The following is an 8,344-nucleotide window of genomic DNA, read 5'->3' on the forward strand; positions in this document are numbered from 1 at the left end:
TGAGAAGCACTGCTTCACAAGGGAGATTCAATGGAGCTAATTAGTCACCATTTTTCAGTTCAATGTTGATACCTAAAGAACGGATCTCTTTGGTCAATACGTTGAACGATTCAGGCATACCTGGGTCCATGTAATGGTTACCATCTACAATGTTCTTATAGATACGGGTACGACCTTCAACGTCATCCGACTTCACAGTAAGCATTTCTTGAAGTGTGTATGCTGCACCGTAAGCTTCGAGTGCCCATACTTCCATCTCACCGAAACGCTGACCACCGAATTGTGCTTTACCACCAAGCGGCTGTTGAGTTACTAGAGAGTAAGAACCAGTAGAACGCGCATGCATCTTGTCGTCAACCAAGTGGTTCAGTTTCAACATGTACATGTAACCCACAGTTACTGGACGGTCAAAACGTTCACCTGTACGACCATCATACAATACTGTTTGACCAGTACGTGAAATGCCACCAAGTTCTAACAATTCTTTGATTTGTGATTCTTCAGCACCATCAAATACCGGTGTTGCTAAAGGAACACCTTTACGCAAGTTACCTGAAAGCACCAAGATTTCTTCATCAGTCAAGCTATCAAGATCTTCTTGTTCGCCACCAACTTTGTTGTAAATCTTGTCTAAGAAATCACGAAGCTCAAGTACAGTACGTTGCTCTTTCATCATCTTGTCGATTTGATCGCCAAGACCTTTAGCCGCCATACCTAAGTGAGTTTCAAGAATCTGACCCACGTTCATACGTGATGGTACACCCAGTGGATTAAGTACAACATCAACTGGAACACCGTTTGCATCGTGTGGCATGTCTTCTACAGGTAGGATGTTTGATACAACACCTTTGTTACCATGACGACCCGCCATTTTATCACCCGGTTGGATGCGACGTTTTACAGCCAAGTAAACTTTAACAACTTTCAATACGCCAGTTGTCAGTTCATCGCCTGTAGACAATTTACGTTTTTTCTCTGCAAATTTTTCGTCAATTTCAAGGCTCTTCTCTTTCAAGAACACTTGAATTTGAGTTAAACGCTCAGCAATCGCTTCGTCAACTGGTTGGATTTCAATAAGATCAACCAACTCAAGACCAGACAATAACTCTTCAGTTAATTTGTCACCGCGTTTAGTTGTACCGCCACCATTCGATTCTTGACCTTTCAACAAACGAACAATACGTTCACGAGCTGCTTCTTCAAAGATTTTGAATTCTTCTTTCAAATCTTTACGGTAAGCATCTAATTGAGCTTTTTCAATTGCTTGAGCACGTTCGTCTTTTTCAAGACCATCACGTGTAAACACTTGAACGTCAATAACAGTACCTTTAACACCAGAAGATACACGTAAAGATGAATCTTTAACGTCAGCCGCTTTTTCGCCAAAGATTGCACGAAGAAGTTTTTCTTCCGGAGTAAGTTGAGTTTCACCCTTAGGTGTTACTTTACCTACAAGGATATCGCCCGCTGTTACTTCTGCACCGATGTAAACAATACCTGACTCATCAAGTTTAGAAAGTGCTGCTTCACCCACGTTCGGGATATCGGCAGTAATTTCTTCCGCACCCAATTTAGTATCACGTGCTACACATGACAATTCTTGAATGTGGATGGATGTTAAACGATCTTCTTGAAGCACACGCTCAGATAATAAGATCGAGTCTTCATAGTTGTAACCGTTCCAAGTCATGAATGCTACGCGCATGTTTTGACCCAATGCCAATTCACCGCCATCTGTAGATGGACCATCAGCTAATACGTCACCACGACCCACTTGATCACCAAGGCTTACAAGCACTTTTTGGTTAATACAAGTGTTTTGGTTAGAACGTGTATATTTGATCAGGTTGTAGATATCTACACCTGCTTCACCCGCGATCATTTCGTCTTCGTTTACACGAATAACAACACGAGACGCGTCGACGAATTCAATACGGCCACCACGTTTCGCAAGAACACATACACCTGAGTCGTGCGCTACGTTTGCTTCCATACCTGTACCAACAAGCGGCTTGTCAGCGATCAACGTAGGTACTGCCTGACGTTGCATGTTTGAACCCATCAATGCACGGTTGGCATCATCGTGTTCAAGGAATGGAATAAGTGATGCAGCAACAGATACAACCTGCTGTGCAGATACGTCCATATGCGTCACTTTTTCAGGAGGCATACGTACGAAATCACCTTGGTGACGTACAGAAACAAATTCTTCTATTAAATTACCGTCTTTATCTACACCTGAATCGGCCTGTGCAATCACAGTACCTACTTCTTCAATCGCAGAAAGGTATTCAACGTCATCCGTTACACGACCATCAACAACTTTACGGTAAGGCGTTTCTAAGAAACCAAAATCATTCGCTTTCGCATAAACAGAAAGTGAGTTGATCAAACCAATGTTTGGACCCTCAGGAGTCTCAATTGGACATACACGACCATAATGAGTTTGATGTACGTCACGTACTTCGAAGCCCGCACGCTCACGAGTCAAACCACCTGGGCCCAATGCTGATACACGACGTTTGTGTGTAATTTCAGACAACGGGTTGTTTTGGTCCATGAACTGAGACAACTGGCTTGAACCAAAGAATTCTTTGATTGCAGCAGCAACTGGTTTCGCATTGATTAAATCTTGCGGAGACAAGTTGTCAGTTTCAGCTTGAGATAAACGTTCTTTAACAGCACGTTCAACACGAACTAGACCAACACGGAATTGGTTTTCTGTCATTTCACCAACAGAACGAACACGACGGTTACCCAAGTGATCGATATCATCGACTTCACCTTTACCGTTACGGATTTCAACTAATGTTTTCAATACATCAGTGATGTCTTCGTTCGAAAGAATACCTTCAACTTCACGAGACTTCTGATCCGTACCCACTTCGTAAGGACGACCCAAACGACGGTTGAACTTCATACGACCTACTGGTGATAAGTCATAACGTTCAGAAGAGAAGAACAAATTGTTGAATAAGTTTTCAGCAGCTTCTTTTGTTGGTGGCTCACCCGGACGCATCACTTTGTAGATTTCTACAAGTGCTTCTTCACGACCAGTTGTAGTATCTGCACGTAAAGAGTCCGCAATGAATGGGCCACGGTCGATGTCATTGGTATAAAGTACGTTGAATTGTTTAACGCCGCCTTCAGCCAATTTCACCATAATTTCATGGCTTAGTACTGTATTTGCAGCAATTACTTCGCCATCACGTAACGTTACATCTTCAGCAACAATACGTTCATATAGGTATTCATCAGGAACAGAAAGTTTTTCAAGACCTGCTGCTTCCATTTGACGAACATGGCGCGCGTTAATACGTTTACCTTGTTCAACAATTGTTTTACCGTCTGTACCCACGATATCAAACTGTGCCATTTCGCCACGTAGACGTTCTGGAACCAAGTCAATTTGATAGCTACCCATATCAAGATATACAGGTACTTTTTCGTAGAACATGTCTAGGATTTGTTCGTTGTTATAACCCAAGGCACGAAGCACAACAGTCGCAAGTAATTTACGACGACGGTCAATACGAACATATACAAGATCTTTTGCATCGAATTCAAAGTCTAACCATGAACCACGGTAAGGAATGATACGAGCAGAATAAAGAACTTTACCGCTAGAGTGAGTTTTGCCTTTATCGTGGTCAAAGAATACACCTGGTGAACGGTGTAATTGAGATACAATTACACGCTCAGTACCATTGATCACAAAGGTACCGTTGTCTGTCATAAGTGGCATTTCACCCATGTAGACTTCTTGCTCACGCACGTCTTTGATTGTTTTAGTTTCGCGATCTTTAATGATCAGACGAATTTTTACACGCATTGGCGCCGCATAAGTTGAGCCACGAAGAATACATTCGCGCACATCAAATTCAGGCTTACCAAGACTATACTCAACAAATTCTAAAGCAGCATTGCCAGAATAACTTTCAATAGGAAAAACTGAACGAAATGCGGCTTGGAGACCGATATCTTCGCGGTTTTTTGGAGTTTTGCCGTCTTGAAGGAAAGTTCGGTACGAGTCGACTTGAATCGCGAGCAAGTACGGAACATCCATTACCTTGGGCAATTTACCAAAATTCTTACGGATCCGTTTCTTTTCGGTATATGAGTATGCCATCTGGAGTCCTCGGAAAGTAAACTAAGTCCGCCTGCAGAACGAACTTAGAAGGAATTACGCAGGCCGATATGGCCACCACTTTCACAAATGCTGCAATTTTTAGTGGTATTAAAACGCTTAACAATATTTTTTACTGAAAAATATTGGTAAGCGTTTGGTTTTATAAATTATTTTTAATTTGTATGATTTTTATATCATGCAAACAAAAATCGAGCCGATTATTGTAACGCAAAAAGGCTGATGACCCAAGGGCCACCAGCCATTTTTTGGGGCCGATTATAAAAAAATCGACTCCCCTTAAGATTACTTAAGTGTAACTGTAGCACCAGCTTCTTCAAGTTTTTTCTTAAGTTCTTCGCCTTCTTCTTTAGAAACGCCTTCTTTAAGAACTGAAGGAGCGCTTTCAACAAGATCTTTAGCTTCTTTAAGACCAAGGCCAGTAGCTTCACGAACTGCTTTAATTACAGCAACTTTGTTAGCACCGAAAGAAGTCAACTCAACGTTGAATTCTGATTGTTCTTCAGCAGCAGCACCAGCAGCGCCAGGAGCAGCAGCAACTGCTACAGCAGCAGCAGATACGTTGAATTTTTCTTCGAAAGCAGAAATAAGTTCAACAAGTTCAAGAACAGTTTTTTCAGCAACTGCGTTTAAGATTTCTTCGTTTGTTAAAGCCATGAGAGTAACTCCAAATGGGTATTGAATGGTGTGTAAATTGATTTAAGCTTAAGCAGCTTCTGACTCGTTTTTCTCTTTGAGCGCAGTAATAAGGCGACCCAATTTCGAAATAGGAGCTTGAAGAACGCTTGCAAGCATAGTAAGCGCTTTCTCTTGGTTTGGAAGGTTCGCGATAACGCTAACTTCAGCACCTTGATAAACTTTACCGTCAAATGCAGCAGCTTTAAGTTCAAATGCTTTATTAGTTTTAGCAAATTCTTCGAACAAACGAGCAGCTGCGCCCATGTCGTCTTCAGAAGTTGAGAAAGCTAAGATTGTTGGGCCAACAAGGTTGTCGCTCAAGATATTGAATTGAGTATCTTGAAGAGCACGTTTAGCCAAAGTGTTACGAACTACACGAGTAGCAACACCTAGTTTACGAGCTTCAACACGTAGAGCAGTTAATTGCTCAACAGTTAAACCTTGATAGTCAGCAACAACAGCAGCATACGCAGTAGAAGCAACTTCAGTTACTTCAGCTACGATCTGTTTTTTGCCTTCGATAAGAAGAGCCATTGTAAAACCTCCTAACGGTGATTTATGCACCTATACAGATGCACTCCCAATTCGTTAGCTCATCACTGAACCAACACGCGGAGGAGGAACAAATCACACCACCGCGTCTACTCAGGCTGGGCTATTAAGAAGAAAGCATAAAACTTCCCTCGCCTGAGGTCTTTGACGCTGATAAATCTAAATTTATCAATTCAAAGTTTGCCTGAATTACGCAATATACGACGAAGCGCTTCTTGCGTAATATTTAAAGCAGCGCTTTAAATATTACTCAGGGCTTTAAAATTCTGTAATAAGTCGAAACTTATTTAGAAACGTTTGCTACATCAACAACAAGACCAGGACCCATAGTAGAGCTTAGAGTGATCTTTTGGATGTAAACACCTTTAGAAGTAGCAGGTTTTGCTTTCTTAAGGTCAGCTACAAGAGCTTCAACGTTTGAACGAACAGCTTCAGCAGTAAAACCTACTTGACCGATCGCAGCGTGGATAATACCCGCTTTGTCTACACGGTAACGTGCTTGACCAGCTTTCGCGTTTTTAACAGCAGAAGCTACGTCAGGAGTTACAGTACCCACTTTAGGGTTTGGCATTAAGCCACGTGGACCAAGAATCGTACCTAACTTACCAACAACGCGCATTGCATCCGGAGCTGCAATTACTACGTCAAAGTCAAGGTTACCCGCTTGGATGCTTTCAGCAAGATCATCAAAACCAACAACGTCCGCGCCTTCAGCTTTAGCAGCTTCAGCAGCAGCGCCTTGAGCAAACACAGCTACACGTACAGTTTTACCAGTACCTGCAGGAAGTGTAGTCGCGCCACGAACAACTTGGTCAGATTTACGAGGATCAACACCTAGGTTTACAGCAACATCCAAAGATTCTTTGAATTTTACTGCTGGAAGGCCGTTAAGAACTGCAACTGCTTCTTCCAAAGTGTAAACTTTGTTAGCTTCAACAGCAGCAACAATGGCTTTTTGACGTTTAGTTAATTTAGCCATGTCTTATAGCTCCACTTCCAAGCCCATAGAACGCGCAGAACCAGCAATGGTACGTACACGTGCGTCTAAATCAGCACCAGTAAGATCTGGTTCTTTAGTAGTCGCAATTTCTTCTAATTGAGCGCGAGTCAACTTACCAACTTTAGTTTTGTTAGGTACAGCTGAACCCTTTTGGATGCCCGCAGCTTTCTTAAGAAGAATCGCAGCAGGAGGAGTTTTCATGATGAATGTGAACGACTTGTCGTTGTACACAGTGATCACTACTGGAATTGGAAGACCAGCTTCAACTTTTTGTGTCGCAGCATTGAATTCTTTACAGAATGCCATGATGTTAACACCACGTTGACCTAGTGCAGGACCAATCGGTGGAGATGGATTTGCTTTACCAGCTGGAACTTGCAGCTTGATATAGCCGTCAATCTTCTTAGCCATTTCAATTACCTCTGGGTACTAACGCCGCTAGGCTCCCCATACATATAAGTAACGATACCGTTACAACAACAATGCCCGACTCATAACAAATCGGGCGTTTATCAACCAAGTTAAATTAAACCGATTTTTCGACTTGGCGAAATTCCAGCTCAACCTGAGTTGGTCGATTAAATACATTAATCGTCAACGTCAAACGTGACTTATCGTATAGAACTTCTTCCACCACGCCTTTAAAATCGGTGAATGGACCGTCAATTACGAGTAATTCTTCACCTGGTTCAAACATCGTCTTAGGACGAGGTGCTTCGCCAGTATTGCGTACACGTGCAAGAATCGCATCAGCTTCTTTTTGCGTAATTGGTGCAGGCTTTTCTGCAGTACCACCGATGAAACCTAATACTTTTGGACATTCTTTAACAATGTGCCAAGTTTCATCATTCATTTCCATCTCGACTAACACATAGCCGGGAAAGAATTTACGCTCAGATTTACGTTTCTTACCATCCTTCATTTCCACTACTTCTTCAGTAGGGACAAGGACTTCACCAAAGCTATCGGCTACAGCGCTACGCTGGATTCGATCATTAAGTGAGCGTAACACTTGTTTTTCATAACCAGAATAGGCATGAATAATGTACCAACGTTTCATAGCTCTCTTACCCGATAATAAACTTCATTAACCAGCTCAAAGCATAGTCAAAGCACCATAATAAAATAGATGCCACTAAGACTACCGCAAGTACCTGCCAAGATGTGGTCATGGTCTCTTGCTTGGTTGGCCAAGTCACTCGACGTAACTCAATTCGAGCATCTTTCAACAATCGAACAAAGCCTTTGCCTTGATGGGTGGCGTATAATAAACCTAAAGCCACGATGATACAAGCCAAAATTACCCCAACACGGACCCAAACATCATTCGCTGGTGCCCAGTATGCTGGCAAATGTTGATTCACCATCATAGAACTACCGAGTAAAATCAACGCGATAACCCACAGAACATAGTCTAAAGGGGAACCAGAATTAACAACTTCAGCAGGATTATTTCTTTGAGGAATTGGCGCGTCGCTTAATGCGTCACGCGATTTATCATTCGACATTTTTGTACTCGTCGTAGGATTCGCGACTTATTATATGACCAGTTGAGCCAGCATCAAGCTTCTTTTTAAAAAAATTTGGCAGGCCAGGAGGGACTCGAACCCCCAACATTCGGTTTTGGAGACCGACGCTCTACCAATTGAACTACTGACCTGCAGAGCAAATCGAGAGTCGAAACTCTCGATCTGTACAAAGATAACTGTATTATATTATGCAGTTACTTTAGAAACAACACCCGCACCAACTGTACGGCCACCTTCACGGATCGCAAAGCGTAAGCCAGCGTCCATTGCGATTGGGTGGATTAATTCTACTGACATTTCTACGTTGTCACCAGGCATAACCATTTCAACGCCTTCTTTAAGCGAGATCGCACCAGTTACGTCAGTTGTACGGAAGTAGAACTGTGGACGGTAACCGTTAAGGAATGGAGTATGACGGCCACCTTCGTCTTTAGAAAG

The 8,344-nt window shown here is 42.5% G+C and carries 7 protein-coding genes, 1 tRNA gene and 1 pseudogene; all 9 read right to left on the bottom strand.

The window, feature by feature from the left end; all coding sequences use genetic code 11:
• Nucleotides 1-40 precede the first annotated feature (40 nt).
• On the bottom strand, nucleotides 41-4,129 hold the full coding sequence (rpoB, locus tag B1201_RS06860) for a DNA-directed RNA polymerase subunit beta (protein WP_078192843.1): 4,089 nt from the start codon (nucleotides 4,127-4,129) through the stop codon (nucleotides 41-43).
• 303 nt (nucleotides 4,130-4,432) lie between these two features.
• Nucleotides 4,433-4,804, bottom strand: a complete 372-nt coding sequence (gene rplL, locus B1201_RS06865) for a 50S ribosomal protein L7/L12 (protein ID WP_078189828.1) — start codon at nucleotides 4,802-4,804, stop codon at nucleotides 4,433-4,435.
• A gap of 48 nt (nucleotides 4,805-4,852) precedes the next feature.
• Nucleotides 4,853-5,359, bottom strand: coding sequence for a 50S ribosomal protein L10 (rplJ, locus tag B1201_RS06870; protein WP_078189829.1), 507 nt, complete (start codon nucleotides 5,357-5,359; stop codon nucleotides 4,853-4,855).
• Between the two features lie 301 nt (nucleotides 5,360-5,660).
• Nucleotides 5,661-6,356, bottom strand: a complete 696-nt coding sequence (rplA, locus tag B1201_RS06875; RefSeq protein WP_078189830.1) for a 50S ribosomal protein L1 — start codon at nucleotides 6,354-6,356, stop codon at nucleotides 5,661-5,663.
• A 3-nt stretch (nucleotides 6,357-6,359) separates the two neighbouring features.
• Complete coding sequence (gene rplK, locus B1201_RS06880; RefSeq protein WP_004868049.1) at nucleotides 6,360-6,788, bottom strand: 50S ribosomal protein L11; 429 nt, start codon at nucleotides 6,786-6,788, stop codon at nucleotides 6,360-6,362.
• Nucleotides 6,789-6,903: 115 nt separating this feature from the next.
• On the bottom strand, nucleotides 6,904-7,437 hold the full coding sequence (gene nusG / locus B1201_RS06885) for a transcription termination/antitermination protein NusG (RefSeq protein WP_078189831.1): 534 nt from the start codon (nucleotides 7,435-7,437) through the stop codon (nucleotides 6,904-6,906).
• 7 nt (nucleotides 7,438-7,444) lie between these two features.
• Nucleotides 7,445-7,885, bottom strand: coding sequence for a preprotein translocase subunit SecE (gene secE / locus B1201_RS06890; RefSeq protein WP_078189832.1), 441 nt, complete (start codon nucleotides 7,883-7,885; stop codon nucleotides 7,445-7,447).
• A gap of 76 nt (nucleotides 7,886-7,961) precedes the next feature.
• A tRNA-Trp gene (locus tag B1201_RS06895) sits at nucleotides 7,962-8,037 on the bottom strand.
• A gap of 55 nt (nucleotides 8,038-8,092) precedes the next feature.
• Nucleotides 8,093-8,344, bottom strand: a pseudogene (gene tuf, locus B1201_RS06900) (elongation factor Tu); the annotation flags it as partial.

The sequence above is a fragment of the Acinetobacter sp. ANC 5600 genome, assembly GCF_002018395.1.
In the GTDB taxonomy this organism is placed as follows: Bacteria; Pseudomonadota; Gammaproteobacteria; order Pseudomonadales; family Moraxellaceae; genus Acinetobacter; species Acinetobacter amyesii.